Source organism: Streptomyces sp. CLV115, from assembly GCF_038448545.1.
Lineage (GTDB): Bacteria > Actinomycetota > Actinomycetes > Streptomycetales > Streptomycetaceae > Streptomyces > Streptomyces sanglieri.
The window spans coordinates 115,797-142,029 of sequence record NZ_JBCEWQ010000005.1; the positions used below are offsets into that span (position 1 = coordinate 115,797).

Here is a 26,233-nt window from a genome sequence, read left to right on the forward strand (position 1 = left end):
GTTGCCTGTACGAGACGGAGTGGCACCGGATGCAGCACGCAGTGGGGGCCCCGCTGCCGCCGCCCCAAGGACCCGGACGCGGACCTGTCGGCTGGTCGCACCAGGCCCGGCACCCCGGCCACCCCGGTCCGCCGGGGCCGCCGCCCATCACCCCGCCCGCGCCCGGCGGCTGGAGCGGGCCGGCCCCGCACCATGCCCCGGGCCCGCCCCTCAGGGAGACCACGGGACACGTCCAGCTGCCGCCCGGCGGACCGGTCCCGTTGCCCGCGCCGCCCGCCGAACCCGGCACCGGCAGCGCGACCCTCGCGGTCCTCCTGATCGGCCCCGCGGGCGCCGGCAAGACCACCGTGGCCAAGCTCTGGGCCAGCCGTCGCCGGGTGCCCACCGCCCACGTCAGCCTCGACGACGTCCGTGAGTGGGTCTGCTCCGGATTCGCCGACCCGCAGGCCGGGTGGAACGACCACTCCGAGGCCCAGTACCGCCTGGCCCGCCGCACCTGCGGCTTCGCCGCCCGCAATTTCCTCGCCAACGGAATCTCCTGCATCCTCGACGACGCGGTCTTCCCCGACCGGCCGGTGGTCGGACTCGGCGGCTGGAAGCGCCACGTCGGCCCCGGGCTCCTGCCCGTCGTGCTGCTGCCCGGCCTGGAGATCGTGCTGGAGCGCAACGCCGCCCGCAGCGGGAACCGCCGCCTCTCGGACGAGGAGGTCGCCAGGATCCACGGCCGGATGGCCGGCTGGTACGGCTCCGGGCTGCCGATCATCGACAACTCGGCGTACGACGTGGAGACCACCGCCCGCGTCCTGGACGACATTCTCGCCCGCTCCATAGCCAGTCCGCCGACCTGGTGAACCGTCACCGGGCGGTACCCCCGGTGCCCGGCCGCCCCCCGGTCGGGTGCGCTGACCGCGCAGGCCCGCGCCACCACTCGTAGGCTCGTGGCATGTCAGAGGTGTACGCCGTCCGCCGCGGGCTGCTTCGCGACCGGTGCGCCGCCGTCGGATCCGCGGCCGCTCTGGTCTCCCGCCCCGCCAACGTCCGCTATCTCGCGGGCGGAGCGCCCCCAGGTGCCGTGCTGCTGCTCGGACCCGGCGGGGACGTCCTGCTCTCTCCCCGGGACCCGATCGGTGATTCTGCCGACGGGCGCACCGACGAGCAGCTGAGGGTCTCGCCGCTGCCGGCCTCCGACGGCGATCCGGCGGTCGCCGCCGCCGAGCTGGCCGGCTCCTCGGGCGCGGAGTCGCTGGCGGTCGAGGAACACCATCTGACGGTCGCCCGCCACCGGGCCATGGGCTCGGTGGCCCCGCGGCTGAGGCTGGCCGATCTCGGCGCCACCGTCGAGCAGCTGCGGGTGGTCAAGGACGAGGAGGAGATCGCCTGCCTGCGGATCGCCGCCGAGATCACCGACCAGGCCCTGGGCGAACTCCTGGAGTCCATCCTGGTGGGCCGCACCGAACGGCACCTCGCCCTGGAACTGGAGCGCCGCCTGGTGGACCACGGCGCCGACGGCCCCGCCTTCGCCACCTCCGTGGCCACCGGACCGAACTCGGGCCAGGGCCGCCACCGCCCCTCGGACCGGCGGGTGGAGGAAGGAGATTTCCTCTCCGTCTGCCTCGGTGCGAACTACCGCGGCTACCGTTGCGAGATCGGGCGTACGTTCGTCATCGGGACGACGCCGGCCGACTGGCAGATCGAGCTCTACGACCTGGTTTTCGCCGCTCAGCGGGCCGGACGCGAGGCCCTGGTGCCGGGCGCGGCCTACCGCGACGTGGACCGTGCGGCCCGGCACCTCCTGGACTCCGCGGGGCACGGCGGGGGTCTGGCGCCCTGGACCGGGCACGGGGTGGGACTCGAAATCGACGAGGACCCGCAGCTGGCACCTGCGGCCATGGGTAAACTGGACGCTTGTGTGCCGGTCACCGTCGAACCGGGGGTCCACCTCCCGGGCCGGGGCGGGGTCCGGATCGATGACACGCTCGTCGTGCGCCCCGAGGCGGACGGCGGACCCGAGCTACTCACCATTACGACCAAGGAGCTGCTCGCGCTCTAGCGCGCATCCTCGGTCGTTCCACCAGCTTCAGTCCAGGAGATTCCGCAACCGTGGCTTCCACGAACGACCTCAAGAACGGCCTGGTGCTCAAGCTCGACGGAGGCCAGCTCTGGTCCGTCGTCGAGTTCCAGCACGTCAAGCCCGGCAAGGGCCCGGCCTTCGTGCGCACCAAGCTCAAGAACGTGCTCTCCGGCAAGGTCGTCGACAAGACGTTCAACGCCGGCGTGAAGGTCGAAACGGCCACCATCGACCGTCGCGACATGCAGTTCTCGTACATGGACGGCGAGTACTTCGTCTTCATGGACATGGACACCTACGACCAGCTCATGGTCGACCGCAAGGCAGTCGGCGACGCCGCCAACTTCCTGATCGAGGGCTTCACCGCCTCCGTGGCGCAGCACGAGGGCGAGGTGCTCTACGTCGAGCTCCCGGCCGCCGTCGAGCTCGTCATCCAGGAGACCGAGCCGGGCGTCCAGGGCGACCGCTCCACCGGTGGCACCAAGCCCGCCACCCTGGAGACCGGCTACCAGATCCAGGTCCCGCTCTTCATCACCACCGGTGAGAAGGTCAAGGTCGACACCCGCACCAGCGACTACCTCGGCCGGGTGAACAGCTAACCGTGGCTGCCCGGAACAAGGCCCGCAAGCGCGCCTTCCAGATCCTCTTCGAGGCCGACCAGCGCGGCGAGTCCGTGCAGACGGTCCTCGCGGACTGGGTGCGGCACTCGCGGGCCGACACCCGTCAGCCGCCGGTGACCGAGTACACGATGGAGCTCGTCGAGGGGTACGCGCAGTACGCGGACCGGATCGACGACCTCATCGTGACCTATGCCGTGGACTGGGAGATCGACCGCATGCCGGTCGTCGACCGGAACATCCTGCGGCTCGGCGCCTACGAGCTGATCTGGGAGGACGGCACCCCGGACGCGGTGGTGATCGACGAGGCGGTCCAGCTCGCCAAGGAGTTCTCCACCGATGACTCCCCGTCCTTCGTGAACGGGCTGCTGGCCCGCTTCAAGGACCTCAAGCCGAACCTCCGCCGGGAGCAGTAGCCTCCGGGCGGCGTTCAGCCGGAGAAGGGCCCACGGTCGCTCGACCGTGGGCCCTTCGGCGTGCGGCGGCCGGTCACGTGCGAAGCACCGCGCGGCCGCCGCGCACGAAAAAGCCGTGTCGGCGCGGGCACCCGATGGGGTGAACCGCACCGGCACGGCGGCACGTTTCTTCAGCGGGGCGTCAGCCCTCTTCGTGGGCCACGGCGCGACGCGCGTCCGCGTCCAGCACACCCCAGCTGATCAGCTGCTCCGTGAGCACGGACGGCGACTGGTCGTAGATCACGGCCAGTGTGCGCAGGTCGTCCTGGCGGATCGAGAGCACCTTGCCGTTGTAGTCACCGCGCTGGCTCTGGATCGTCGCCGCGTAGCGCTGCAGCGGACCGGCCTTCTCCGGCGGGACGTGGGCGAGACGCTCCAGGTCCAGGACGAGCTTCGGCGGCGGCTCGGCGGCACCGCCGGGCGTCGTGCCGGGCAGGAGCTCCTGGACCGGGACCCCGTAGAAGTCCGCGAGCTCAGCGAGGCGCTGTACGGTCACGGCACGGTCGCCGCGCTCGTACGAACCGACCACGACGGCCTTCCAGCGGCCCTGGGACTTCTCCTCCACGCCATGGAGGGAGAGGCCCTGCTGGGTGCGGATGGCACGGAGTTTGGCCCCGAGCTGTTTTGCGTATTCGCTGGACATAAGGCTCCCCGGACGCTGGGACATTTCGCGGCTCCGCCGCGTTGCTGGTAACTCACTGTGAGGTTACGCAGCGTTACTTGGATGCGTCAAGCCGAATGGTCCGGACCGGCACCTCCCGGGGGCGGGAGCAGAGGCCGGTGCAAGCCCTGGTAACGTGGATGACGCAATTTCGACGTCCTTTAAGGTCCGTCCCGTGAGACGGAGAAGGAGGTCCGTTTCTTATGGACGCACAGCACGACGCCACCGGCAATGCGGCACGCCCCGTTCTGGAGGCTCCCGACATCGCCCGGGTACTGACCCGAATCGCCCACGAGATCGTCGAACGCGCCAAGGGCGCCGACGACGTGGTCCTCCTCGGCATCCCGACGCGGGGCGTGTTCCTCGCCCGTCGGCTCGCCGAGAAGCTCGAAGAGATCACCGGCGGAAAAATGCCGGTCGGCTCCCTCGACATCACCATGTACCGCGACGACCTGCGGCTGCGCCCGGCGCGCGCCCTGGCCCGCACCGAGATCCCCGGCGAGGGCATCGAGGACCGGCTGGTCGTGCTCGTCGACGACGTCCTGTTCTCGGGACGCACGATCCGCGCCGCCCTCGACGCCCTGGGCGACATCGGCCGGCCCCGTGCGGTGCAGCTCGCGGTCCTCGTCGACCGCGGTCACCGCGAACTCCCGATCCGCGCCGACTACGTCGGCAAGAACCTCCCCACGTCGCTGCGGGAGACGGTCAAGGTCCAGCTCGCCGAGGAGGACGGCCGGGACGCCGTGCTGCTCGGTGTGGAGCGGACCGCCCCGACGGGCGCGCAGTAGCCCCAGCACCCCCGTACGGCCCGCCACGAGCCACTACGGCTGCTTCCGCACGCCCGCATGCCTGAACCCTCCAGCCCCCGGAGAACACCCAGATGAAGCGTCACCTCATCTCGGCCGCCGATCTCACCCGCGACGACGCCGTCCTGATCCTCGACACCGCCGAGGAGATGGCCAGGGTCGCGGACCGGCCGATCAAGAAGCTCCCGACCCTGCGCGGCCGTACCGTCGTCAACCTCTTCTTCGAGGACTCGACGCGTACCCGCATCTCCTTCGAGGCCGCCGCCAAGCGCCTCTCCGCCGACGTCATCAACTTCTCCGCGAAGGGCTCGTCCGTCTCCAAGGGCGAGTCGCTCAAGGACACCGCGCTGACCCTGGAGGCGATGGGTGCCGACGCCGTCGTCATCCGGCACGGCGCCTCCGGCGCCCCGTACCGCCTCGCCACCTCCGGCTGGATCGACGGCGCCGTCGTCAACGCCGGTGACGGCACCCACGAGCACCCCACCCAGGCCCTGCTGGACGCCTTCACGATGCGCCGCCGCCTGGTCGGGACCGACAGCGGCCTGGGCCGGGACCTCGAAGGCCGCCGGATCACCATCGTCGGCGACATCCTGCACAGCCGGGTGGCCCGCTCCAACGTCCACCTGCTGACCACCCTCGGCGCCCACGTCACCCTGGTGGCCCCGCCGACCCTCGTCCCCGTCGGCGTCGAGCGGTGGCCGTGCGACGTCAGCTACAGCCTCGACGAGGTGCTGCCGAAGTCCGACGCGGTGATGATGCTGCGTGTGCAGCGCGAACGGATGAACGCCGCGTACTTCCCGACCGAGCGCGAGTACTCCCGCCGCTACGGCCTGGACGCCGACCGCATGGCGCGGATGCCCGGGCACGCCGTCGTCATGCACCCCGGCCCGATGGTGCGCGGCATGGAGATCACCGCCGAGGTCGCCGACTCCGACCGGTGCACGGTCGTCGAACAGGTCGCCAACGGCGTCTCGATCCGCATGGCCGTCCTGTACCTGCTGCTGGGCGGGTACGAATCCGCCGCCCCCGCCGCCCCGTCCCGTACCGAGGAGAACAAGTAACCATGAGCAAGATCCTTATCCGCGGCGCGAAGGTCCTCGGCGGCGAACCCCAGGACGTCCTGATCGACGGCGAGACCATCGCCGAGGTCGGCACCGGTATCGAGGCCGCCGACGCGACCGTCGTCGAGGCCGGGGGCCAGATCCTGCTGCCCGGCCTGGTCGACCTCCACACCCACCTGCGCGAGCCCGGCCGCGAGGACTCCGAGACCGTCCTCACCGGAACCAAGGCCGCGGCCGTCGGCGGCTTCACCGCCGTCCACGCCATGGCCAACACCTTCCCGGTCGCCGACACCGCCGGCGTCGTCGAGCAGGTCTGGCGGCTCGGCAAGGAGTCCGGCTACTGCGACGTGCAGCCGATCGGCGCCGTCACCGTCGGCCTGGAGGGCAAGAAGCTCGCCGAACTCGGCGCCATGCACGATTCGGCCGCCGGGGTGAAGGTCTTCTCCGACGACGGCAAGTGCGTCGACGACGCGGTGATCATGCGCCGCGCGCTGGAGTACGTGAAGGCCTTCGACGGCGTCGTCGCCCAGCACGCCCAGGAGCCCCGACTCACCGAGGGCGCCCAGATGAACGAGGGCGTCGTCTCCGCCGAACTCGGTCTCGGCGGCTGGCCCGCCGTCGCCGAGGAGTCGATCATCGCCCGCGACGTGCTGCTCGCCGCCCACGTCGGCTCCCGGGTGCACATCTGCCACCTGTCGACGGCCGGCTCCGTCGAGATCGTCCGCTGGGCCAAGTCCAAGGGCTGGAACGTCACCGCCGAGGTCACCCCGCACCACCTGCTCCTCACCGACGAGCTCGTACGGTCCTACAACCCGGTCTACAAGGTGAACCCGCCGCTGCGCACCGAGGCCGACGTCATGGCCCTGCGCGAGGCGCTCGCCGACGGCACCATCGACTGCGTCGCCACCGACCACGCCCCGCACCCGCACGAGGACAAGGACTGCGAGTGGGCCGCCGCCGCCATGGGCATGGTGGGCCTGGAGACCGCGCTCTCCGTCGTCCAGCAGACGATGGTCGAGACCGGCCTGATCGACTGGGCGGGTGTCGCCGACCGGATGTCGTTCCGCCCGGCGGCCATCGGACGGCTCGACGGACACGGCCGGCCCGTCTCGGCCGGTGAACCCGCCAACCTCACCCTGGTCGATCCGGCTTACCGTGGTGTCGTGGACCCCGCGGGCTTCGCCTCCCGCAGCCGCAACACTCCGTACGAGGGGCGCGAGCTGCCGGGCCGAGTCACCCACACCTTCCTGCGGGGCCGTGCCACGGTCGTCGACGGGAAGCTCGCGTGACATCACTCATCCCTCTGTACCAGCTCGCCGCCGACCGGAAGTCGGCCGAGGTGACCGACTGGTCCGCCCGGATCAGCTGGGTCGTCGGACTGATCGTCCTGATCGCCTTCGTCTACTGGCTGATGCGCCAGGGATGGAAGTGGCGGGGCAGCCTCCAGTCCGACCTGCCCGAGCTCGCCGCCACCCCGCAGGGGTACGCGGACGGCGAGAAGCTGCTCACGCTGAGCGGCCGCTACCACGCCTCGACCACCGCCGGACAGTGGCTGGACCGGATCGTCGCCCACGGTCTCGGCACCCGCAGCCGCGTCGAGCTCACCCTGACCGAACAGGGCCTCGACGTCGTACGGCCCGGCGCCGCCGACTTCTTCGTGCCGGCCGCCGCCCTGCGCGAGGCCCGGCTCGACAAGGGCATCGCCGGCAAGGTCCTCCCCGAGGGCGGCCTGCTGATCATCACCTGGGCGCACGGCGACAAGCTGATCGACTCCGGATTCCGCTCCGACCACTCCGCCGAGCACCCGGCGTGGGTCGAGGCCATCAACCAACTCACCAGCACTACGGAAGGCACCGCACGATGACGATCTCCACCCGGGGAGCCGCCAAAGCTCCCGCCGTACTCGTCCTGGAGGACGGCCGCGCCTTCCGCGGCCGCGCCTACGGGGCCGTGGGGGAGACCTTCGGCGAGGCGGTTTTCTCCACCGGCATGACCGGCTACCAGGAGACGCTGACCGACCCCTCGTACCACCGCCAGGTCGTCGTGATGACCGCCCCGCACGTCGGGAACACCGGGGTGAACGACGAGGACCCCGAGTCCGGACGGATCTGGGTCTCCGGCTACGTCGTCCGCGACCCCGCCCGGGTGCCCTCCAACTGGCGCTCGCAGCGCTCGCTCGACGAGGAGCTGGAGCGCCAGGGCGTCGTCGGCATCAGCGGTGTCGACACCCGCGCGCTCACCCGCCACCTGCGCGAGCGGGGCGCCATGCGCGTCGGCATCTTCTCCGGTGACGCGCTCGCCGACGAGGCCACGCTGCTGGCCCGGGTCCTGCGGGCCCCCGAGATGGTCGGCGCCGACCTCTGTGCCGAGGTCGCGACCAAGGAAACGTACGTCGTCCCCGCGATCGGCACCAAGAAGTTCACCGTCGCCGCGATCGACCTCGGCATCAAGGGCATGACCCCGCACCGGATGGCCGAGCGCGGCATCGAGGTGCACGTACTGCCCGCGACCGCCACCCTGGAGGAGGTGTACGCCGTCGAGCCCGACGGCGTGTTCTTCTCCAACGGCCCCGGCGACCCGGCCACCGCCGACCACCCGGTCTCCGTCATGCAGGGCGTCCTGGAGCGGAAGACCCCGCTCTTCGGCATCTGCTTCGGCAACCAGATCCTGGGCCGCGCGCTCGGCTTCGGCACCTACAAGCTGAAGTACGGCCACCGCGGCATCAACCAGCCCGTGCAGGACCGCACGACCGGCAAGGTCGAGGTCACCGCGCACAACCACGGCTTCGCCGTCGACGCCCCGCTCGACAAGGTGTCCGACACGGAGTTCGGCCGCGCCGAGGTCTCCCACGTCTGCCTGAACGACCAGGTCGTCGAGGGACTCCAGCTCCTCGACCAGCCCGCCTTCAGCGTCCAGTACCACCCCGAAGCAGCCGCCGGCCCGCACGACGCCGCGTACCTCTTCGACCGTTTCGTCTCCCTGATGGAGGGCCAGCGTGCCTAAGCGCTCCGATATCCAGTCCGTCCTGGTCATCGGCTCCGGCCCGATCGTCATCGGCCAGGCCGCCGAGTTCGACTACTCCGGCACCCAGGCATGCCGCGTACTCAAGGCCGAGGGCCTGCGCGTCATCCTGGTGAACTCCAACCCGGCGACGATCATGACCGACCCGGAGATCGCCGACGCCACGTACGTCGAGCCGATCACCCCCGAGTTCGTCGAGAAGATCATCGCCAAGGAGCGCCCCGACGCGCTGCTTCCCACCCTGGGCGGCCAGACCGCGCTCAACACCGCGATCTCCATGCACGAGAACGGTGTCCTGGAGAAGTACGGCGTCGAGCTCATCGGCGCCAACGTCGAGGCCATCAACAAGGGCGAGGACCGCGACCTCTTCAAGGGCGTCGTCGAGGCCGTCAAGGCGAAGATCGGCTACGGCGAGTCCGCCCGCTCGGTCATCTGCCACTCCATGGACGACGTCCTCGCGGGCGTCGAGACGCTCGGCGGCTACCCCGTCGTCGTCCGCCCCTCCTTCACCATGGGCGGCGCCGGCTCCGGCTTCGCCCACGACGAGGACGAGCTGCGCCGCATCGCCGGACAGGGCCTCACGCTCTCGCCGACCACCGAGGTGCTCCTGGAGGAGTCCATCCTCGGCTGGAAGGAGTACGAGCTGGAGCTGATGCGCGACAAGAACGACAACGTCGTGGTCGTCTGCTCCATCGAGAACTTCGACCCGATGGGCGTCCACACCGGTGACTCGATCACCGTCGCCCCGGCGATGACGCTCACCGACCGCGAGTACCAGCGGCTGCGCGACGTCGGCATCGCGATCATCCGCGAGGTCGGCGTCGACACCGGCGGCTGCAACATCCAGTTCGCCATCGACCCGACCGACGGCCGGGTCATCGTGATCGAGATGAACCCGCGCGTCTCCCGCTCCTCGGCGCTCGCCTCGAAGGCCACCGGCTTCCCCATCGCCAAGATCGCCGCCAAGCTGGCAGTCGGCTACACGCTCGACGAGATCCCCAACGACATCACCGAGAAGACCCCGGCCTCCTTCGAGCCGACCCTCGACTACGTCGTCGTCAAGGCCCCCCGCTTCGCCTTCGAGAAGTTCCCCTCCGCCGACTCCTCCCTCACCACCACCATGAAGTCGGTGGGCGAGGCCATGGCCATCGGCCGGAACTTCACCGAGGCGCTCCAGAAGGCGCTCCGCTCGCTGGAGAAGAAGGGCTCGCAGTTCTCCTTCGTCGGCGAGCCCGGCGACAAGGCCGAGCTGCTGGCCGAGGCGGTCCGCCCGACCGACGGCCGGATCAACACCGTCATGCAGGCGATCAGGGCCGGCGCCACCCAGGAAGAGGTCTTCGACGCCACGAGGATCGACCCCTGGTTCGTCGACCAGCTCTTCCTGATCAAGGAGATCGCCGACGAGCTCGCCGCCGCCGACGAGCTGGGCCCCGAGCTGCTCGCCGAGGCCAAGCGGCACGGCTTCTCCGACGCGCAGATCGCCGAGATCCGCAGCCTGCGCGAGGACGTGGTGCGCGAGGTGCGGCACGCGCTGGGCATCCGCCCGGTCTACAAGACGGTCGACACCTGCGCCGCCGAGTTCGCCGCGAAGACGCCGTACTTCTACTCCTCCTACGACGAGGAGAACGAGGTCGCGTCCCGCACCAGGCCCGCGGTGATCATCCTCGGCTCCGGCCCCAACCGCATCGGCCAGGGCATCGAGTTCGACTACTCCTGCGTCCACGCCTCCTTCGCGCTGAGCGACGCGGGCTACGAGACCGTGATGGTCAACTGCAACCCGGAGACGGTCTCCACCGACTACGACACCTCCGACCGCCTGTACTTCGAGCCGCTGACGCTTGAGGACGTGCTGGAGATCGTGCACGCGGAGACCCTCGCCGGACCGGTCGCCGGTGTCATCGTGCAGCTCGGCGGCCAGACCCCGCTGGGTCTGTCGCAGGCGCTCAAGGACAACGGCGTGCCGGTCGTCGGCACGTCCCCGGAGGCCATCCACGCCGCCGAGGACCGCGGCGCCTTCGGCCGCGTGCTGGCCGAGGCCGGGCTCCCCGCCCCGAAGCACGGCACGGCCACCACCTTCGACGAGGCCAAGGCCATCGCCGACGAGATCGGCTACCCCGTCCTCGTCCGCCCCAGCTACGTGCTCGGCGGCCGCGGCATGGAGATCGTGTACGACGAGATGCGGCTCTCCTCGTACATCGCCGAGTCCACCGAGATCAGCCCCACCCGGCCGGTCCTGGTCGACCGCTTCCTCGACGACGCCATCGAGATCGACGTCGACGCGCTCTACGACGGCACCGAGCTCTACCTCGGCGGCGTCATGGAGCACATCGAGGAGGCCGGCATCCACTCCGGCGACTCCGCCTGCGCGCTGCCCCCGATCACCCTCGGCGGCTACGACATCAAGCGGCTGCGGGCCTCCACCGAGGGCATCGCCAAGGGCGTCGGCGTCCGCGGACTGATCAACATCCAGTTCGCGCTCTCCGGCGACATCCTCTACGTCCTGGAGGCCAACCCGCGCGCCTCCCGCACCGTCCCCTTCACCTCGAAGGCGACCGCGGTCCCGCTCGCCAAGGCCGCCGCCCGCATCTCGCTGGGCGCGACCGTCGCCGAGCTGCGCGCGGAGGGCCTGCTCCCGGCCCACGGCGACGGCGGCACCCTGCCGCTGGACGCGCCGATCTCCGTCAAGGAGGCCGTGATGCCGTGGTCGCGCTTCCGCGACATCCACGGCCGCGGTGTCGACACCGTCCTCGGCCCGGAGATGCGCTCCACCGGTGAGGTCATGGGCATCGACTCGGTCTTCGGCACGGCGTACGCCAAGTCGCAGGCCGGCGCGTACGGCCCACTGCCCACCAAGGGCCGCGCCTTCATCTCGGTCGCCAACCGGGACAAGCGCTCGATGATCTTCCCGGCGCGCGAACTCGTCGCGCACGGCTTCGAGCTGCTCGCCACCTCCGGCACCGCCGAGGTCCTCAAGCGCAACGGCATAAACGCCCGCGTCGTGCGCAAGCAGTCCGAGGGCGTGGGCCCGCAGGGCGAGAAGACCATCGTCCAGCTGATCCACGACGGCGAGGTCGACCTCATCGTCAACACGCCGTACGGAACGGGCGGCCGGCTCGACGGCTACGAGATCCGTACCGCGGCCGTGGCCCGGTCCGTGCCGTGCCTGACGACGGTCCAGGCGCTCGCCGCCGCCGTCCAGGGCATCGACGCGCTCACCCACGGGAGCGTCGGCGTCAGTTCCCTCCAGGAACACGCCGAGCATCTGACCGCGGCCCGCGACTAGCAGCCGACAGGGGGACACCGGAAACGGTGTCCCCCTCTCCGTGAGGACACCGAGGACACCCCGATGTACAAGTTCTTCTTCCGCCTGGTCTTCAAACGGATGGACCCGGAGCAGGCCCACCACCTGGCCTTCCGGTGGATCCGCCTCGCCGCCCGGATCCCCGTGCTGCGTACCTTCGTCGCCGCCGCGCTCGCCCCCCGGTACGAGGAGCTGCGCACCGAGGCCCTCGGCCTGCGGATGCACGGCCCGTTCGGCCTCGCCGCCGGCTTCGACAAGAACGCCGTCGCGATCGACGGCATGTCGATGCTCGGCTTCGACCACATCGAGATCGGCACGGTCACCGGCGAGCCGCAGCCCGGCAACCCGCGCAAGCGCCTCTTCCGCCTCGTCGCGGACCGCGCGCTGATCAACCGCATGGGCTTCAACAACGAGGGCTCGGCCGCCGTCGCCGCCCGCCTCGCCGCCCGCCGGCCGGTCTTTCGGACCACGGTCGGCGTCAACATCGGCAAGACGAAGGTCGTGCCGGAGGCCGAAGCGGTCGGCGACTACGTGAAGTCCACCGAGCGGCTCGCCGCCCACGCCGACTACCTCGTCGTGAACGTCTCCTCGCCCAACACCCCGGGGCTGCGCAACCTCCAGGCCACCGAGGCGCTGCGGCCCCTGCTCAGCGCCGTGCGCGAGGCGGCCGACCGGACCGTCACCGGACGCCGGGTCCCGCTGCTCGTCAAGATCGCCCCGGACCTCGCGGACGAGGACGTCGACGCGGTCGCCGACCTCGCCGTCGAACTGGGTCTGGACGGCATCATCGCCACCAACACCACCATCGCCCGCAGCGGCCTCGGCCTGAAGTCCTCGCCGTCCCTGGTCCAGGAGACCGGCGGGCTCTCCGGCGCCCCCCTCAAGGCGCGCTCCCTGGAGGTGCTGAGCCGCCTCTACGCCCGGGTCGGCGACCGGATCACCCTGGTCGGCGTCGGGGGCATCGAGAACGCCGAGGACGCCTGGCAGCGGATTCTGGCCGGTGCCACGCTCGTCCAGGGCTACAGCGCCTTCATCTACGAGGGCCCGTTCTACGCCCGAGCGATCCACAAGGGCCTGGCCGCGCGCCTGGCCGCCTCCCCGTACGCCACCCTCGCCGAGGCCGTCGGCGCAGAGACCAGGAAGGCCACCGCATGAGCCCCGAACCGTTCGGCGCGCGCCTGCGCCGCGCCATGGACACCCGCGGCCCGCTGTGCGTCGGCATCGACCCGCACGCCTCGCTGCTCACCGCCTGGGGCCTGAACGACGACGTCGCCGGGCTCGAACGCTTCACGCGCACCGTCGTGGAGGCACTGGCCGACCGGGTCGCCGTGCTCAAGCCGCAGTCCGCGTTCTTCGAGCGCTTCGGCTCGCGCGGCATCGCCGTCCTGGAGAAGGCGGTCCAGGAGGCGCGGGCGGCCGGCGCGCTGGTGCTGATGGACGCCAAGCGCGGCGACATCGGCTCCACCATGGGCGCCTACGCGGCGACCTACCTGGAGAAGGACTCGCCGCTGTTCTCGGACGCGGTCACCGTCTCGCCGTACCTCGGCTTCGGCTCGCTGCGCCCGGCGCTCGACGCGGCGGTCCTCTCCGGCTCGGGCGTCTTCGTGCTGGCCCTCACCTCCAACCCGGAGGGCGCCGAGGTGCAGCGCGCCACCACCGCCGACGGCCGCTCGCTGGCCCAGCTCATGCTCGACCACATGGCCGCCGAGAACGAGGGGATGACCCCGCTCGGCTCCGTCGGCGCGGTGGTCGGAGCCACCCTCGGGGACGCCGGGGCGAACCTGGCGATCAACGGCCCGCTGCTCGCTCCCGGGATCGGCGCGCAGGGCGCGACGCCCGCGGATCTGCCCGGCGTCTTCGGCGCCTCGGTCGGCAATGTGGTGCCCAGCGTGAGCCGCGGAGTGCTGAGCCAGGGGCCCGACACGACGGGGCTCCGGGAGGCCGCCGAACGGCTCACGGACGAGATCCGGGCGGCCGTGGCGGGTAGCTGACCATGCCACGTAACCGGGTGTTGACTCTTTCCTGACCAAAAAACTCGGTTGTTATGCCAGAAATGTCCTGGTCGGCCAAGGCTGACCAGGACTTTTCGTTGGTTCTCGCTGACTCCGGCGGCCTTGGCCGCTAGTCTCCGTCGAGAGCCGACGTACACAAGTTGTCCGTCGCTCACCTGGTGTGGAGCGCTCAGCTTCCTCACCGGTCCGTATCCGACAGATCGACATCCGAGGTGACGTAGGCGTGGCTCTTCCGCCCCTTACCCCTGAACAGCGCGCAGCCGCGCTCGAAAAGGCCGCCGCGGCTCGCCGGGAGCGGGCCGAGGTCAAGAATCGACTCAAGCACTCCGGCGCCTCCCTCCACGAGGTCATCAAGCAGGGCCAGGAGAACGACGTCATCGGCAAGATGAAGGTCTCCGCCCTTCTGGAGTCCCTGCCGGGCGTGGGCAAGGTCCGCGCCAAGCAGATCATGGAGCGGCTCGGCATCTCCGAGAGCCGCCGGGTCCGGGGTCTCGGCTCCAACCAGATCGCATCCCTGGAGCGTGAGTTCGGCGGCAGCGCCGCCTGACGTTCTCAGGCACTCCTGAGAACCTGGATAATCGCTCCATGGCTGCAACATCCCGGGGGACGTCCCCCGTACCCCCGGACGTACGTCCGCGGCTGACCGTGCTCTCCGGCCCCTCCGGGGTCGGCAAGAGCACGGTCGTCGCTCATATGCGCAAGGTCCACCCCGAGGTCTGGCTCTCGGTGTCGGCGACGACCCGCAAGCCGCGCCCCGGCGAGCGCAACGGTGTCCACTACTTCTTCGTGGACAACGAGGAGTTCGACAAGCTGATCGCCAACGGCGAGCTGCTTGAGTGGGCCGAATTCGCGGGCAACCGCTACGGCACGCCCCGCCGCGCCGTGCTCGACCGCCTGGAGGCGGGTGAGCCGGTGCTGCTGGAGATCGACCTCCAGGGCGCCCGGCTGGTCCGGCAGTCCATGTCGGACGCACAGCTGGTCTTCCTGGCCCCGCCGAGCTGGGAGGAGCTGGTCCGCCGGCTCACCGGCCGCGGGACCGAGGCGCCCGAGGTCATCGAGCGCCGGCTCGCCGCCGCCAGGATCGAACTGGCCGCCGAGGCAGAGTTCGACACGACGCTGGTCAACACCTCCGTCGAGGACGTGGCCCGTGAGCTGCTAGCCTTGATGCTGGAGGTTTCCGGCCACCGTGCCGACAGCGACTGACGAAGTCGCCGAAGCCGGTAAGCACGCCACCGCAGATCTCCGCACCGTCAAAGATTTCTTTGATCTTTACCCCCTTCGGAAGGCAGAGAGTGTCCTCTTCCATCACCACGCCCGAGGGCATCATCAACCCGCCGATTGATGAGCTCCTTGAGGCCACCGACTCGAAGTACAGCCTCGTGATCTACGCCGCCAAGCGCGCGCGCCAGATCAACGCGTACTACTCGCAGCTCGGCGAGGGTCTCCTGGAGTACGTCGGTCCGCTCGTCGACACCCACGTGCACGAGAAGCCGCTCTCGATCGCGCTCCGCGAGATCAACGCGGGCCTGCTCACCTCCGAGGCCATCGAGGGCCCCGCGCAGTAAGCAGGAACGGCACCTTCACCTCAGGCCCGGCGGCCGCGACCGCCGGGCCTGAGGTGTGTCCGGGGCGACAGCGTCGGACCGGCCGCGGTGAGGCAGCATGGGGGTGTTCGTATCCGAGTGCGGGGAGACGCAGTGGACAAGCCGAAGGTCGTTCTGGGGGTCAGCGGAGGCATCGCCGCGTACAAGGCGTGCGAACTGCTGCGCCGGCTCACCGAGTCCGGTCACGACGTGCGCGTCGTACCGACCGAGTCCTCGCTGCACTTCGTGGGGGCGGCCACCTGGTCCGCGCTCTCCGGCCACCCGGTCTCCACCGAGGTCTGGAACGACGTCCACGAGGTGCCGCACGTCAGGATCGGGCAGGACGCCGACCTGGTGGTCGTCGCCCCCGCCACCGCCGACATGCTCGCGAAGGCGGCCCACGGCCTCGCCGACGACCTGCTCACCAACACGCTGCTCACCGCACGCTGTCCGGTCGTCTTCGCGCCCGCCATGCACACCGAGATGTGGGAGCACCCCGCCACCCGGGAGAACGTCGCCACGCTGCGCCGCCGCGGTGCCGTCGTCATCGAGCCCGCCGTCGGCCGGCTGACCGGCGTCGACACGGGCAAGGGCCGGCTGCCCGACCCCGGGGAGATCTTCGAGGTCTGCCGCCGGGTACTGGCCCGCGGTCCCGTCGAACCCGACCTGGCCGGCCGCCATGTGGTGATCAGCGCGGGCGGTACGCGCGAACCGCTCGACCCGGTGCGCTACCTCGGCAACCGCTCCTCCGGCAAGCAGGGCTACGCCCTGGCCCGCACCGCGGTCGCCCGCGGCGCCCGGGTCACCCTCGTCGAGGCCAACACCGGCCTGCCCGACCCGGCAGGCGCCGACGTCCTGCACGCGGGGACCGCCGTACAGCTCCGCGAGGCCGTGCTGAAGGCCGCCGCGGACGCCGACGTGGTCGTGATGGCGGCGGCGGTCGCCGACTTCCGGCCCGCCGAGTACGCGACGGGGAAGATCAAGAAGAAGGACGGTCAGGAGCCCGCGCCCATCACGCTGGTGCGCAATCCGGACATCCTCGCCGAGGTGGCCGGCGAGCGCGCCCGGCCGGAGCAGATCGTGGTGGGTTTCGCCGCCGAGACCGACGACGTCCTCGCCAACGGCCGGGAGAAGCTCCGCCGCAAGGGCTGCGACCTCCTCGTGGTCAACGAGGTGGGGGAGCGCCGGACCTTCGGCTCGGAGGAGAACGAGGCCGTGGTGCTCGCCGCCGACGGCGGCGAGACCCAGGTGCCGTACGGTCCCAAGGAAGCGCTCGCCGACACGGTCTGGGATCTCGTGTCGTCACGTCTCGGATGAATTTCCTGTGACGTGCCCGTGGCCGGGCCGAAACCCTTGGGATATGGGCGTAAATGGCATCGCCCGAGAGGAATCGACCCGCTCCGCGGGGCCGTGCCGCAGGTCACAGAACTACCAAAGGGCGAGACACGTTGTCCGCCGGACGGAAGCGACGGATAAACTGGTCCCGGACCGTGCCGGGCGCAGCTCCCGGCCGTCCGCCAAATGATCAGCCAGCAGCCGCTGCAACCCCAGGGAGCGATGTGTCCCGCCGTCTCTTCACCTCGGAATCCGTCACCGAGGGTCACCCCGACAAGATCGCTGACCAGATCAGCGACACCATTCTCGACGCACTGCTCCGCGAGGACCCCCGGTCCCGCGTCGCCGTCGAGACCTTGATCACCACCGGTCTGGTGCATGTTGCGGGTGAGGTCACGACCAAGGCCTACGCCGACATCCCGACCCTCGTACGCAACAAGGTCCTGGAGATCGGCTACGACTCCTCGAAGAAGGGCTTCGACGGCGCCTCCTGCGGTGTCTCGGTGTCCATCGGGGCGCAGTCTCCCGACATCGCGCAGGGCGTCGACACCGCGTACGAGAAGCGGGTCGAGGGCGATGAGGACGAGCTCGACAAGCAGGGCGCCGGCGACCAGGGCCTGATGTTCGGCTACGCCTGCGACGAGACGCCCGAGCTCATGCCGCTCCCGATCCACCTCGCGCACCGGCTCTCCCGCCGGCTCTCCGAGGTCCGCAAGAACGGGACGATCCCGTACCTGCGCCCCGACGGCAAGACCCAGGTCACCATCGAGTACGACGGCGACAAGGCCGTTCGTCTCGACACGGTCGTCGTCTCCTCGCAGCACGCCAGCGACATCGACCTCGACTCGCTGCTCGCGCCCGACATCCGCGAGTTCGTCGTCGAGCACGTGCTCGGGCAGCTGCTGGAGGACGGCATCAAGCTGGACACCGACGGCTACCGGCTGCTGGTCAACCCGACCGGTCGCTTCGAGATCGGCGGCCCGATGGGCGACGCCGGCCTGACCGGCCGCAAGATCATCATCGACACCTACGGCGGCATGGCCCGCCACGGCGGCGGCGCCTTCTCGGGCAAGGACCCGTCGAAGGTGGACCGCTCGGCCGCCTACGCCATGCGCTGGGTCGCCAAGAACGTCGTCGCCGCGGGCCTCGCCGCCCGTTGCGAGGTGCAGGTCGCGTACGCGATCGGCAAGGCCGAGCCGGTCGGTCTGTTCGTCGAGACGTTCGGCACCGCCGCCGTCGACACGGAGAAGATCGAGCACGCCATCGGCGAGGTCTTCGACCTCCGCCCGGCCGCGATCATCCGCGACCTCGACCTGCTCCGTCCGATCTACGCCCAGACCGCGGCCTACGGACACTTCGGCCGTGAGCTTCCCGACTTCACCTGGGAGCGCACCGACCGCGTGGACGCGCTGCGCGCGGCGGCCGGGCTGTAGGCCGGCAGGCTCTCCAGCCGTACGCCGGGGCCCGGACACCGCACAGGGTGTCCGGGCCCCGGTGTGTCCGGACCCCGGCCCCGCCTCGACGGGGCCGCTGTCAGTCGTCTCTGGTAGGAATTTGGCTGTGAGCAGCGACAACGAGCGATCCGCGGACCCCGGCGACGGGGCTCCGGAGCAGCTTGCGCTGATCCGGGAGACGGTGCGGAAGGCCAAGGTGCCCCGGGCCAAGCCGCGGACCTGGCGCGGCGCCGCGCTCGCCAAGGAGCTGCCCGTCGCCCGAGTGCTGGTCAACAAGGGCGTGCTCCATCTCGACCAGTACTTCGACTACGCGGTGCCCGAGGAGCTGGACGCCGAGGCGCAGCCCGGCGTGCGGGTCCGGGTGCGGTTCGGGGCCGGGAAGCGCAATGTGCGCGGCGGCCGGCGCGAAGGGGGCGGCCTGATCGACGGCTTCCTCGTCGAGCGGCTCGCCGAGTCGGACTACACGGGCGCCCTCGCGGCGCTCGCCTATGTCGTATCGCCCGAACCGGTGCTGGGACCGGAGCTGCTCGCCCTCTCACGGGCCGTCGCCGACCGCTACGCGGGCAGTCTCGCCGATGTGCTCCAGCTCGCCGTCCCGCCCCGCAACGGCAGGGCCGAGTCCAGGCCCTCGCCCGAGCCCCTGCCGCCCCCGCCCGCACCGCCGGCGGGCACCTGGGCGCGGTACGCACAGGGGCCCGCCTTTCTGCGGGCGCTGGCCGGAGGCGGGGCGCCCCGGGCCGTGTGGACCGCGCTGCCCGGACCGCACTGGCCCCAGGAGATCGCCAGGGCCATGGCCGCGACCCTCGCCTCCGGGCGCGGCGCCCTCGTCGTCGTTCCCGACGGCCGCACCGCCGGGCGGGTGGACGCCGCGCTCACCGAGCTGCTCGGGGCGGGACGCCACGCACTGCTGACCGCCGACTCAGGACCGGAGAAGCGGTACCGGGAGTGGCTCGCCGTGCGGCGCGGCTCGGTGCGGGCGGTCGTCGGGACGAGAGCGGCGATGTTCGCCCCGGTCGCGGACCTCGGCCTGGTCGCCGTCTGGGACGACGGGGACTCCAGCCACAGCGACGACAACGCCCCCTTCCCGCACGTCCGCGAGGTGCTCGAACTGCGGGCCGCGCACGGCCGCTGCGCGTTCCTGCTCGGTGGTACGAACTGCACGGTGGAGGCCGCCCAGCTGGTGGAGAGCGGCTGGGCGCTGCCGCTGCGCGCGGACCGGGAGCAGCTGCGGATCGCGGCGCCCCTGGTCCGTACGGTCGGCGACGGGGAGCTGGCGCGGGACGGCGCCGCGCGGGCCGCCCGACTGCCCAGCCTGGCCTGGCAGACGGTACGGGACGGGCTGCGCAGCGGCCCCGTCCTGGTCCAGGTACCACGCCGGGGATACGCGCCGAGGCTGGCCTGCGAGCGCTGCCGCGAACCCGCCCGGTGCCGGCACTGCGCCGGGCCGCTGGAGGCACCGGACCAGCAGGATCTGAACTGCGCCTGGTGCGGGCGGGCGGAGACCGCCTGGCACTGTGTCGCCTGCGGCTCCAACCGGCTGCGGGCCCGGATCGTCGGCGCCCGCCGGACCGCCGAGGAGCTCGGCCGGGCGTTCCCGGCCGTGCCGGTGCGGACGTCCGGCCGTGACCACATCCTCGACTCGGTGCCGGACGCGCCCGCGCTGGTCGTCAGCACCCCCGGCGCCGAGCCCGTGGCCGAGGGCGGTTACGCGGCCGCGCTGCTGCTGGACGGCTGGGCGATGGTCGGCCGCCCCGACCTGCGGGCCGGTGAGGAGGCGCTGCGCCGCTGGACGGCCGCGGCCTCGCTGGTGCGCGGGCAGCCGGAGGGCGGCACGGTGGTGGTCGTCGCCGAGCCGACGCTGCGGCCCGTACAGGCCCTGGTGCGCTGGGATCCGGTCGGCCATGCCCGCCGTGAGCTGGCGGAGCGGGCCGAGCTGGGCTTCCCGCCGGTGTCCCGGATGGCCGCGGTGACCGGCACGCCCGAGGCGCTGGCCGCGTTCCTCGCGGCGGCCGAGCTGCCGCCGGAGGCCGAGGTGCTGGGCCCGGTCCCGGTGCCGCCCACCGGACCGGGCAGGCCCCGAAGACCCGGGGACGCGCCGCACGGGGAGTCCTGGGAGCGGGTGCTGCTCAGGGTGCCGCCGGGCAGTGGGGCGGCGCTGGCGGCCGCGCTGAAGGCCGCGCAGGCGGCCCGGATGTCCCGGGGGAGCGGCGAGCAGGTCCGGATCAGGGTGGACCCGCCGGACATCGGGTGACGGGGCGGAGCGCCGGGGAGGCCGGACCGGGAGCCGGGGCGTCGGCCTGCCCGCACGGGCGGGCGGCCCGGGGGACGCCGGGTGAGCCGGGTGAGGCGACAAAGCGCGCGGCGCCCGGGGCCGGTCGAATGCAAGGGACACCGGGGATCCGGAGCCCGGAACACGGAGCCCGAAGCACGGGACACCGGGGATCCGAAGCCCGAAGCCCGAGGCCCGGAGCCCGGAGCCCGAAGCACGGGAGTCGGCATGCGGCTGCCCCGCCGGGCGGCGGGCGCGGCGGGGCAGTGGACGGAGTCGGGGTAGGTCAGCCGTTGCGCGGGCCGGGGAACACGCCGGGGCGCAGGTCGTCGCGGAGTGATGGGCGGTCCGCCGACGGCTGCGGCGGCATGGAGCGCGCGGCAGGCACCACGGGCGGCAGCGCGGACGGGCCGGCGGCCCCCGGCAGGGGGCGCGGCACCGCGGTCTCCGTGCCGGATTCGGCCGCCCCGGGCCGGCGGGCGTTGCGGCGTGCGCCGTAGCGGCGGTGCACCGCCTGCTTGGTGACCCCGAGCGCGGATCCCACCGCGTCCCAGGAGAAACCCAGCGAGCGGTCGAAGTCGACGGCCGCGGTGACCAGGGTCTCGACGCTGTCGCGCAGCTCCTGGGCCAGCCTGACAGTGGGGGCCGGGGCCCTGCCGTAGACGACGAAGCCCGTGGACGGGCCGGAGCGGCGCGGGCGGTAGACGTTGCCCAGTTGGGCGGTGAGCGTGCGCAGCGCGTCCACCTGCCGCCGGACCCGCTCGATGTCCCGCACCAACAGGTGCAGACTGGCCCTCGCTTGGGCGTCGTGGGTTGCGTGGTCGGCCATGAAGAAGCCTCTCGAACCGGCGTTGAAAGGGATCGGGCCGCACCAGGGCGGCTCGCTTCGGTCAATCTCTCTTGACCAACGCCTCAGCTGTGGATCTGGTCACGCTTCAGGGGCGCGTGAGCCCTTCAAAGGGGCGCGCGGCCATGCGTACGCCCCCCGGCCGCGGGGCCCATAGACTTGTGCGTTGCTCGTCACCGAACGTTCCGGCCCGAGAGGCAGTCAGCCACCCATGAAGCTCGTCTTCGCAGGCACCCCCGAGGTAGCCGTACCCGCCCTGGACGCCCTGATCGCCTCCGACCGGCACGAGGTGGCCGCCGTGGTGACCCGGCCCGACGCCCCCGCCGGGCGGGGGCGCCGCCTGGTCGCCAGCCCCGTCGCCGAACGCGCCGAGGAGGCCGGCATCGAGGTGCTCAAGCCCGCCCGGCCGCGCGACGAGGACTTCCTCGCCCGGCTGCGGGAGATCGCCCCGGACTGCTGCCCGGTCGTCGCCTACGGCGCGCTGCTCCCCAAGGAGACGCTCGCCGTGCCCGCCCGGGGCTGGGTCAACCTCCACTTCTCGCTGCTGCCCGCCTGGCGCGGCGCGGCCCCCGTGCAGCACTCGATCATGGCCGGGGACGAGGTGACCGGCGCCTCGACCTTCCTGATCGAGGAGGGGCTCGACTCCGGCCCGGTGTACGGCGTGCTGACCGAGGAGGTGCGTCCCACCGACACCAGCGGTGACCTGCTCACCCGGCTGGCGTTCGCCGGCGCGGGGCTGCTCGTCGCCACGATGGACGGCATCGACGACGGCACCCTGCACGCCGTGCCGCAGCCTGCCGACGGGGTCACCCTCGCGCCGAAGATCACGGTCGAGAACGCCCGGATCGACTGGTCCGTCCCCGCCCTGCGGGTCGACCGCGTGGTACGCGGCTGCACGCCCGCGCCCGGCGCCTGGACGCTGTTCCGGGGGGAGCGGCTGAAGCTGATCCAGGCGGTGCCCGTGCTGGACCGCGCCGACCTGGCGCCCGGCGAGCTTTCGGCGGCCAAGAACAACGTGTACGTGGGCACCGGATCGCACGCGGTCGAGCTGCTCTGGGTCCAGCCCCAGGGCAAGAAGCCGATGCGGGCCGCCGACTGGGCCCGCGGGGTCCGGATCGTCCACGGCGAGCTGCTCGGCAGCTGAGCCGCCGGGGCCGGGACGGCGACGTAGGCTGGGAGGGTTCGCCCCCTCACCATCAGCGGAGCACCTTTCACGTGAACGACCAGCAGCGTCGCCGTCCCGCCAAGCCGCATCGCCGCCCCAGGAAGGACCCCGTCCGGTTCCTCGCCTTCGAAGCCCTCAGGGCCGTCGACGAACGGGACGCGTACGCCAACCTCGTCCTGCCCCCGCTGCTGAAGAAGGCCCGTGCCAAGGGCGACTTCGACAACCGGGACGCGGCGCTGGCGACCGAGCTGGTCTACGGGACGCTGCGCCGCCAGGGCACGTACGACGCGATCGTCGCCGCCTGCATCGACCGGCCGCTGCGCGAGGTCGACCCGCCGGTCCTGGACGTGCTGAACATGGGCGTCCACCAGCTGCTCGGCACCCGGATCCCCACCCACGCCGCGGTCTCCGCCAGTGTGGAGCTGGCCCGGGTGGTGCTCGGCGAGGGCCGGGCCAAGTTCGTCAACGCGGTGTTGCGCAAGGTCTCCGCGGACGACCTCGACGGCTGGGTGGCCAAGGTGGCCCCGTCGTACGAGGAGGACGCCGAGGACCACCTCGCCGTCGTGCACTCGCATCCGCGGTGGGTCGTCTCCGCCCTGTGGGACGCGCTGGGCGGCGGCCGCGCCGGGATCGAGGACCTGCTCGAAGCCGACAACGAGCGGCCCGAGGTCACCCTGGTCGCCCGCCCCGGCCGCTCCACCACCGAGGAGCTGCTCACCGCCCTCGGCGACGAGAACGGCTTGCCGGGCCGCTGGTCCCCGTATGCCGTACGGATGGCGGAGGGCGGCGAGCCCGGCGCGCTGACCGCCGTCCAGGAGAGCCGGGCCGGAGTCCAGGACGAGGGCAGCCAGCTGGTGGCCGCCGCCCTCGCCGGCGCACCCGTGGAGGGCGGCGACAGCCGGTGGCTCGACGGCTGTGCCGGCCCCGGCGGCAAGGCCGCTCTGCTCGCCGCGCTCGCCGCCGAACGCGGTGCCACCCTGCTCGCCGCCGAGAAGCAGCCGCACCGGGCCCGCCTCGTCGAACGCGCGCTGGCCGGCAATCCCGGTCCGTATCAGGTGATCACCGCCGACGGCACCCGCCCGCCGTGGCAGCCAGGCAGCTTCGACCGGGTCCTCATGGACGTGCCGTGCTCGGGTCTCGGCGCCCTGCGCCGCCGTCCCGAGGCGCGCTGGCGCCGCCGCAAGGAGGACCTGGAGAACTTCGCCCCGCTCCAACGCGGCCTGCTGCGCGAGGCGTTGAAGGCGGTGCGGGTCGGTGGCGTCGTCGGCTACGCGACCTGTTCGCCGCACCTCGCGGAGACCCGGGTGGTCGTCGAGGACGTGCTCAAGGGGCGCGGCGACCGGCCCGTCGAGGCCGAGTGGGTGGACGCCCGCCCGCTGATGCCGGGCGTGCCCGCGCTGGGCGACGGCCCCGACGTCCAGCTGTGGCCGCATCTGCACGGCACCGACGCGATGTACCTGGCGCTGCTGCGACGTACCGCCTGACCGCTTCGACGGGCCCCGGGGCCCTGCGACCGCACCGTACGCTCCGGCGGCGAGGGCCCCCGGAGCACCCGCCCGGGACCGAAACGCCCGGATCGTGCGGCCGGGAGCCCCGGATCGAGCGAACTGTAATGATCCCGTGAGGCTTTGGCCCGCACCGGGGCGGGGAAGTGGCGCGGAACATGGCAGGCTTGGGACATGGCCCAGATCAACCCCAGCATCCTGTCCGCCGACTTCGCCCGTCTCGCCGAGGAGGCGAAGGCCGTCGAAGGCGCCGACTGGCTCCACGTCGATGTGATGGACAACCACTTCGTACCCAATCTGACCCTCGGCGTGCCCATCGTCGAGTCGCTCAGCCGGGCCACGGAGACCCCGCTGGACTGCCATCTGATGATCGAGGACCCGGACCGCTGGGCGCCCCGGTACGTCGAGGCCGGCGCGGGTTCGGTCACCTTCCACGCGGAGGCCGCGGCGGCCCCCGTACGGCTGGCGCGGGAGATCCGGGCCAAGGGCGCCCGCGCCTCCATGGCGCTCAAGCCCGCCACGCCCGTCGAGCCGTACGAGGACCTGCTTCCCGAGCTCGACATGCTGCTGATCATGACGGTGGAGCCGGGTTTCGGCGGCCAGGCCTTCCTGGACATCATGCTGCCGAAGATCCGCCGCACCCGTGAGCTGATCTCCAAGCACGGCCTCGAACTGTGGCTCCAGGTCGACGGCGGTGTCTCCGCGTCCACCATCGAGCGGTGCGCCGAGGCCGGGGCGGACGTCTTCGTCGCGGGTTCGGCGGTGTACGGGGCGACGGACCCGGCCGAAGCCGTGCGGGCCCTGCGCGCCCAGGCCGACGGGGCCACCGCCTCGGCGGCCTGGGCGTGCGCCCACTGACGCCGCGGCCGGCTCCCGCTCCCGATTGCGGGTCCGCCCGGCCAAGGACAGATGAACTCGGTCCGACGGGACCGATCAAGGAACGCCGGATCTGACAGGATGAACGGCGTATCGAGAGTGTGAACAGCAGTGAGGAGATCGCGGTGTCTGCAATGTCGGCGGGCAGGTCCGCCCTGCGGATGGGGCCCGCGGAGCTGGTGCAGGCGGCGGCCATGGCCCGCCGCTTCTACCTTGAGGGCAAGTCGAAGATCCAGATCGCCGAGGAGTTCGGCGTCAGCCGCTTCAAGGTGGCCCGGGTCCTGGAGACGGCCCTTGAGCGCGACCTCGTACGGATCGAGATCCGCGTCCCCGCCGAGCTCGACGCCGAGCGCTCCGACGCGCTCCGCGCCCGCTACGGGCTGCGTCACGCGGTGGTCGTCGAGTCCCCGGCCGAGGAGCAGGACGACGCACCGGACCCGGAGAACCTGGGCGAGGTCGCGGCCGATCTTCTCGGCGAACTGGTGAACGAGGGCGATGTGCTCGGGCTGGCCTGGGGCCGGTCCACCATTCACATGGCGGCGGCGCTCGACCGGCTGCCGCCGTGCACGGTCGTGCAGCTCACCGGGGTGTACGACGCCGGGACGGCCGAGCGCGGCTCCGTCGAGGCGGTCCGGCGGGCCGCCCAGGTGTCCGGCGGCGAGGCCCACCCCATCTACGCGCCGATGCTGCTGCCCGACCCGGCGACGGCCGCCGCGCTGCGCCACCAGACCGGCATCGCCCGTGCCTTCGACTACTTCGACAAGGTGACGGTCGCGGCGGTCTCCATCGGCTCCTGGGAGCCGGGCATCTCGACCGTCCACGACATGCTCACCGACGAGGAGCGGGCGCACTACGCCTCGCTCGGTGTCGCGGCGGAGATGTCGGCGCACCTCTTCGACACCGAGGGGCGGCGGGTCGGCCGCGACCTGGGGGAGCGCTGCATCACGGTCGAGGCCGACCGGCTGCGCCGGATCCCCGAGGTGGTGGCGATCGCGGGCGGCCAGCGCAAGGCCGCGGCGATCGGGGCGGTACTGAGGTCCGGGCTGGTCACCAGCCTGGTGACGGACACCGCGGCGGCCGACTACCTGCTCACGGAGTCGGCGGCACCGCAGCGCCCGGCGCTGGAGCGGGCCGACCCGGACGGCGACTGAGCGGCCCCACGGCCGCCGTACACGGAACCGCCCGGACAGCACGCGC

The 26,233-nt window shown here is 72.0% G+C and carries 24 protein-coding genes; 22 read left to right on the forward strand and 2 right to left on the reverse strand.

Translation table 11 applies throughout. The features are described from left to right. Positions 1-29: 29 nt before the first annotated feature. The 4 genes from AADR41_RS03390 (at position 30) to nusB (ending at position 3,101) form a co-directional block, all read left to right on the forward strand. Positions 30-851: a Pro-rich N-terminal domain-containing protein gene (locus AADR41_RS03390; protein WP_342279857.1), complete on the forward strand. Its 822-nt coding sequence runs from the start codon at positions 30-32 to the stop codon at positions 849-851. 92 nt (positions 852-943) lie between these two features. Beyond that, the gene (locus tag AADR41_RS03395; RefSeq protein WP_342279858.1) at positions 944-2,050 is read left to right on the forward strand and encodes an aminopeptidase P family protein; all 1,107 of its coding nucleotides are present in this window, start codon (positions 944-946) and stop codon (positions 2,048-2,050) included. Between the two features lie 50 nt (positions 2,051-2,100). Beyond that, positions 2,101-2,667 carry an elongation factor P gene (efp, locus tag AADR41_RS03400; RefSeq protein ID WP_093541039.1) on the forward strand — a complete coding sequence of 189 codons (567 nt, stop codon included), beginning with the start codon at positions 2,101-2,103 and terminating at the stop codon, positions 2,665-2,667. A 2-nt stretch (positions 2,668-2,669) separates the two neighbouring features. Next, entirely contained in the window at positions 2,670-3,101 is a 432-nt protein-coding gene (gene nusB / locus AADR41_RS03405; protein ID WP_342279859.1) for a transcription antitermination factor NusB, read from the forward strand. A gap of 181 nt (positions 3,102-3,282) precedes the next feature. Here nusB and bldD read toward each other — a convergent pair whose 3' ends face one another. Then, a complete protein-coding gene (gene bldD, locus AADR41_RS03410) occupies positions 3,283-3,783 on the reverse strand; it encodes a transcriptional regulator BldD (RefSeq protein ID WP_014044812.1) in 501 nt (166 codons plus the stop codon). Positions 3,784-4,004: 221 nt separating this feature from the next. Between bldD and pyrR the strand changes: the two genes are divergently transcribed. The 14 genes from pyrR to AADR41_RS03480 all read left to right on the forward strand — a co-directional run bounded on the left by pyrR (position 4,005) and on the right by AADR41_RS03480 (position 20,625). Further along, entirely contained in the window at positions 4,005-4,589 is a 585-nt protein-coding gene (gene pyrR / locus AADR41_RS03415; RefSeq protein WP_342279860.1) for a bifunctional pyr operon transcriptional regulator/uracil phosphoribosyltransferase PyrR, read from the forward strand. Positions 4,590-4,681: 92 nt separating this feature from the next. Further along, positions 4,682-5,668, forward strand: a complete 987-nt coding sequence (locus AADR41_RS03420; protein WP_342279861.1) for an aspartate carbamoyltransferase catalytic subunit — start codon at positions 4,682-4,684, stop codon at positions 5,666-5,668. A 2-nt stretch (positions 5,669-5,670) separates the two neighbouring features. Continuing rightward, positions 5,671-6,957: a dihydroorotase gene (locus AADR41_RS03425; protein ID WP_342279862.1), complete on the forward strand. Its 1,287-nt coding sequence runs from the start codon at positions 5,671-5,673 to the stop codon at positions 6,955-6,957. Then, positions 6,954-7,532 carry a PH-like domain-containing protein gene (locus AADR41_RS03430; protein ID WP_342279863.1) on the forward strand — a complete coding sequence of 193 codons (579 nt, stop codon included), beginning with the start codon at positions 6,954-6,956 and terminating at the stop codon, positions 7,530-7,532. The genes AADR41_RS03425 and AADR41_RS03430 overlap by 4 nt, the downstream gene beginning before the upstream one ends. Further along, complete coding sequence (gene carA, locus AADR41_RS03435; RefSeq protein ID WP_342279864.1) at positions 7,529-8,671, forward strand: glutamine-hydrolyzing carbamoyl-phosphate synthase small subunit; 1,143 nt, start codon at positions 7,529-7,531, stop codon at positions 8,669-8,671. The genes AADR41_RS03430 and carA overlap by 4 nt, the downstream gene beginning before the upstream one ends. Further along, positions 8,664-11,972: a carbamoyl-phosphate synthase large subunit gene (carB, locus tag AADR41_RS03440; RefSeq protein WP_342279865.1), complete on the forward strand. Its 3,309-nt coding sequence runs from the start codon at positions 8,664-8,666 to the stop codon at positions 11,970-11,972. Before carA ends, carB begins: the two co-directional genes overlap by 8 nt. Positions 11,973-12,035: 63 nt before the next feature. Continuing rightward, on the forward strand, positions 12,036-13,145 hold the full coding sequence (locus tag AADR41_RS03445; RefSeq protein ID WP_342279866.1) for a quinone-dependent dihydroorotate dehydrogenase: 1,110 nt from the start codon (positions 12,036-12,038) through the stop codon (positions 13,143-13,145). Further along, on the forward strand, positions 13,142-13,981 hold the full coding sequence (pyrF, locus tag AADR41_RS03450) for an orotidine-5'-phosphate decarboxylase (RefSeq protein ID WP_342279867.1): 840 nt from the start codon (positions 13,142-13,144) through the stop codon (positions 13,979-13,981). The genes AADR41_RS03445 and pyrF overlap by 4 nt, the downstream gene beginning before the upstream one ends. Before the next feature lie 244 nt (positions 13,982-14,225). Further along, a complete protein-coding gene (locus AADR41_RS03455; RefSeq protein ID WP_014157387.1) occupies positions 14,226-14,549 on the forward strand; it encodes an integration host factor in 324 nt (107 codons plus the stop codon). Between the two features lie 38 nt (positions 14,550-14,587). Continuing rightward, positions 14,588-15,205, forward strand: coding sequence for a guanylate kinase (gmk, locus tag AADR41_RS03460; protein ID WP_342279868.1), 618 nt, complete (start codon positions 14,588-14,590; stop codon positions 15,203-15,205). An 89-nt stretch (positions 15,206-15,294) separates the two neighbouring features. After that, positions 15,295-15,567 carry a DNA-directed RNA polymerase subunit omega gene (gene rpoZ / locus AADR41_RS03465; protein ID WP_003970369.1) on the forward strand — a complete coding sequence of 91 codons (273 nt, stop codon included), beginning with the start codon at positions 15,295-15,297 and terminating at the stop codon, positions 15,565-15,567. Between the two features lie 132 nt (positions 15,568-15,699). Beyond that, positions 15,700-16,902, forward strand: a complete 1,203-nt coding sequence (coaBC, locus tag AADR41_RS03470) for a bifunctional phosphopantothenoylcysteine decarboxylase/phosphopantothenate--cysteine ligase CoaBC (protein WP_342279869.1) — start codon at positions 15,700-15,702, stop codon at positions 16,900-16,902. A gap of 242 nt (positions 16,903-17,144) precedes the next feature. After that, positions 17,145-18,353 carry a methionine adenosyltransferase gene (metK, locus tag AADR41_RS03475; protein ID WP_342279870.1) on the forward strand — a complete coding sequence of 403 codons (1,209 nt, stop codon included), beginning with the start codon at positions 17,145-17,147 and terminating at the stop codon, positions 18,351-18,353. 127 nt (positions 18,354-18,480) lie between these two features. Then, positions 18,481-20,625, forward strand: coding sequence for a primosomal protein N' (locus AADR41_RS03480; RefSeq protein ID WP_342279871.1), 2,145 nt, complete (start codon positions 18,481-18,483; stop codon positions 20,623-20,625). 304 nt (positions 20,626-20,929) lie between these two features. On the opposite strand, the gene AADR41_RS03485 is transcribed toward AADR41_RS03480, so the two are convergent. Continuing rightward, positions 20,930-21,472, reverse strand: a complete 543-nt coding sequence (locus tag AADR41_RS03485; protein WP_342279872.1) for a hypothetical protein — start codon at positions 21,470-21,472, stop codon at positions 20,930-20,932. Positions 21,473-21,701: 229 nt separating this feature from the next. Here AADR41_RS03485 and fmt point away from each other — a divergent pair, with 229 nt between their 5' ends. The 4 genes from fmt (at position 21,702) to AADR41_RS03505 (ending at position 26,187) form a co-directional block, all read left to right on the forward strand. Then, positions 21,702-22,634: a methionyl-tRNA formyltransferase gene (gene fmt / locus AADR41_RS03490; RefSeq protein ID WP_342279873.1), complete on the forward strand. Its 933-nt coding sequence runs from the start codon at positions 21,702-21,704 to the stop codon at positions 22,632-22,634. Positions 22,635-22,705: 71 nt separating this feature from the next. After that, entirely contained in the window at positions 22,706-24,139 is a 1,434-nt protein-coding gene (locus AADR41_RS03495) for an RsmB/NOP family class I SAM-dependent RNA methyltransferase (RefSeq protein WP_342279874.1), read from the forward strand. A 195-nt stretch (positions 24,140-24,334) separates the two neighbouring features. Continuing rightward, positions 24,335-25,018, forward strand: a complete 684-nt coding sequence (gene rpe, locus AADR41_RS03500) for a ribulose-phosphate 3-epimerase (RefSeq protein ID WP_342279875.1) — start codon at positions 24,335-24,337, stop codon at positions 25,016-25,018. A 152-nt stretch (positions 25,019-25,170) separates the two neighbouring features. Further along, the gene (locus AADR41_RS03505) at positions 25,171-26,187 is read left to right on the forward strand and encodes a sugar-binding transcriptional regulator (RefSeq protein WP_266919297.1); all 1,017 of its coding nucleotides are present in this window, start codon (positions 25,171-25,173) and stop codon (positions 26,185-26,187) included. Positions 26,188-26,233 lie beyond the last annotated feature (46 nt).

What these genes read in the sequence shown, in the direction of transcription:
- gmk (WP_342279868.1), top strand. Translation starts at nt 14,588, where the DNA reads ATGGCTGCAACATCCCGGGGGACGTCCCCCGTACCCCCGGACGTACGT.
- pyrF (WP_342279867.1), top strand. Translation starts at nt 13,142, where the DNA reads ATGAGCCCCGAACCGTTCGGCGCGCGCCTGCGCCGCGCCATGGACACC.
- AADR41_RS03420 (WP_342279861.1), top strand. Translation starts at nt 4,682, where the DNA reads ATGAAGCGTCACCTCATCTCGGCCGCCGATCTCACCCGCGACGACGCC.
- AADR41_RS03390 (WP_342279857.1), top strand. Translation starts at nt 30, where the DNA reads ATGCAGCACGCAGTGGGGGCCCCGCTGCCGCCGCCCCAAGGACCCGGA.
- AADR41_RS03505 (WP_266919297.1), top strand. Translation starts at nt 25,171, where the DNA reads ATGTCGGCGGGCAGGTCCGCCCTGCGGATGGGGCCCGCGGAGCTGGTG.
- AADR41_RS03395 (WP_342279858.1), top strand. Translation starts at nt 944, where the DNA reads ATGTCAGAGGTGTACGCCGTCCGCCGCGGGCTGCTTCGCGACCGGTGC.
- AADR41_RS03485 (WP_342279872.1), bottom strand. Translation starts at nt 21,472, where the DNA reads ATGGCCGACCACGCAACCCACGACGCCCAAGCGAGGGCCAGTCTGCAC.
- pyrR (WP_342279860.1), top strand. Translation starts at nt 4,005, where the DNA reads ATGGACGCACAGCACGACGCCACCGGCAATGCGGCACGCCCCGTTCTG.
- rpe (WP_342279875.1), top strand. Translation starts at nt 24,335, where the DNA reads ATGGCCCAGATCAACCCCAGCATCCTGTCCGCCGACTTCGCCCGTCTC.
- carA (WP_342279864.1), top strand. Translation starts at nt 7,529, where the DNA reads ATGACGATCTCCACCCGGGGAGCCGCCAAAGCTCCCGCCGTACTCGTC.
- AADR41_RS03425 (WP_342279862.1), top strand. Translation starts at nt 5,671, where the DNA reads ATGAGCAAGATCCTTATCCGCGGCGCGAAGGTCCTCGGCGGCGAACCC.
- fmt (WP_342279873.1), top strand. Translation starts at nt 21,702, where the DNA reads ATGAAGCTCGTCTTCGCAGGCACCCCCGAGGTAGCCGTACCCGCCCTG.
- bldD (WP_014044812.1), bottom strand. Translation starts at nt 3,783, where the DNA reads ATGTCCAGCGAATACGCAAAACAGCTCGGGGCCAAACTCCGTGCCATC.
- AADR41_RS03445 (WP_342279866.1), top strand. Translation starts at nt 12,036, where the DNA reads ATGTACAAGTTCTTCTTCCGCCTGGTCTTCAAACGGATGGACCCGGAG.